The organism is Vibrio sp. 11986-1-5, assembly GCF_963878025.1.
Taxonomy (GTDB): Bacteria; Pseudomonadota; Gammaproteobacteria; order Enterobacterales; family Vibrionaceae; genus Vibrio; species Vibrio injensis.
Map to the genome: position 1 here is coordinate 1 of NZ_CAWNVW010000021.1, position 1,161 is coordinate 1,161.

Genomic DNA, 1,161 nt, shown 5'->3' on the forward strand with positions numbered 1-1,161 from the left:
TTCGCTCTTGTTATCGGTCTCTCGATAGAGGAGCCACAATTCAATCGAACTATCAGATAGAGAACTTTAGTTGCAGCTAAAGTCTGGGTCTCACTTTACCCTTATTCGTTAGTTATTATCCATACAAACGGTTCAAGAGGGACAGCCAACGCGTGGCATTTTTATTATGCGTTGGTTTTGGTGGTTTTGGTGGTTTCGGTGTTATGCGGAAACTTGGTAGTGGCGTTGTCTGCCCCTTAACCGGGCGTTAGCCGACTTCTAGCACCTTACTCATCAGTAAGTGTATACTTAGCCGAGTTTTACTTACATTGAAGAATATCACTATGACAGCATTAACAGATAACATGTGGAATATGAAACCCAATATACCGTTGGCCAAACAACTTGCCAAAAGAGATGTACCGGCTTTGGTTTATGATGCTGTTAACCTCGAAGGTGTTGCAATGACTTTACCTGAGGTGCAAACCATTCTAGATGGGATCACTGTAGGTGGTCATCGAATTAGTGATCAAAATATGGCAATGAACCAAGCTCGAGCATGGGAGTTTATTTTTGGCTTGGTTGATCAAGGTGAGTTCCAATTTAATAAAGAAACCGCCTTAAAAATCCACAATATCGCAGGCAAAGAAGAAGCGTTAGAGTGGGGTAAATTTCGCTCTGGTTACGTTTCTATCACGGGTTCAGAGTATGAGCCTCCGGCTCCAGATGAGTTGGACGAAAAATGGCTTGAAGTTGAGAGTCAGGTGAATAGCGAATCTGATGTTTACGATCAAGCAATTACTGCATTTTTACAAATGGCACGCGCTCAATTTTTTTGGGATGTTAACAAACGTACAGGTCGGTTCATGATGAACGGTATTTTGTTAGCTAACGGTTTCCCTATCATTAATGTGCAAGCTAAGCGTCAACAAGAGTTTAATACGCTCATGCTCGACTTCTATTCTTCTAATGATATGACAGCAATGAATAAGTTTTTACGTAGCTGTTTGGATGAAAAAATCATTCGTAATTTCAAGCTAGATCTGAAAATCGGCTAACAAGAGACTATGGCGTCAAGAGTTAATTTGTGGCGCTGTTTGCATCCCACATGCAGCCGTCTCTGAGCATAGAATTTAGGATAACTAGCATCTTTCTGACGCAAGCAATGATCGCTACTTTTTT

At 41.3% G+C, this 1,161-nt stretch carries 1 protein-coding gene and 1 pseudogene; one reads left to right on the forward strand and one right to left on the reverse strand.

The window, feature by feature from the left end:
• Positions 1-323 precede the first annotated feature (323 nt).
• On the forward strand, positions 324-1,037 hold the full coding sequence (locus tag AACS00_RS05900; protein ID WP_172465333.1) for a Fic family protein: 714 nt from the start codon (positions 324-326) through the stop codon (positions 1,035-1,037).
• Between the two features lie 22 nt (positions 1,038-1,059).
• On the opposite strand, the pseudogene AACS00_RS05905 reads toward AACS00_RS05900, so the two are convergent.
• A pseudogene (locus AACS00_RS05905) lies at positions 1,060-1,161 on the reverse strand (IS110 family transposase); the annotation flags it as partial.

Excerpts from the sequence above, each read along its gene's own strand:
- AACS00_RS05900 (WP_172465333.1), top strand. The coding sequence starts at position 324 with ATGACAGCATTAACAGATAACATGTGGAATATGAAACCCAATATACCG.